Here is a 290-nt window from a genome sequence, read left to right as displayed (position 1 = left end):
GCGCGCTCCCGTCGTCGTTCACCAGGTGCACGCCGCTCAGCGGGGCACCGATTATCTCGTCGGCGGCCGCGACCGCGTGGCAGGTGCTCTCCTCGATCGTCTCGGTGTACATCAGCTCCTGGGTGCGCTCGCGGAGCTGCTCCAGCTTCCGCTCGCGTTCGACGCGCTCCGAGACGTCGCGGCTGATGGCGACGAACCGGTCCGCCCCCTCGAGGTCGAGCCGCTTCACGTGGACCTCGACCGGGAACGTCGAGCCGTCGCGCCGCTCGTAGACGCCGTCCAGTCGGCGG

1 protein-coding gene is annotated in these 290 nt (G+C 71.0%); it reads right to left on the bottom strand.

Going from position 1 to position 290, the window contains the following annotated elements; translation table 11 throughout:
* Positions 1-290: PAS domain S-box protein (locus SM755_RS23415; RefSeq protein ID WP_323174805.1), on the bottom strand; the 290-nt coding region annotated here is incomplete at both ends.

The organism is Natrialba sp. PRR66 (genome assembly GCF_034808065.1).
Classification (GTDB): domain Archaea; phylum Halobacteriota; class Halobacteria; order Halobacteriales; family Natrialbaceae; genus Natrialba; species Natrialba aegyptia.
Note: the sequence above shows the minus strand (reverse complement) of the source record. Positions and strands in the feature narration are given on the sequence as shown.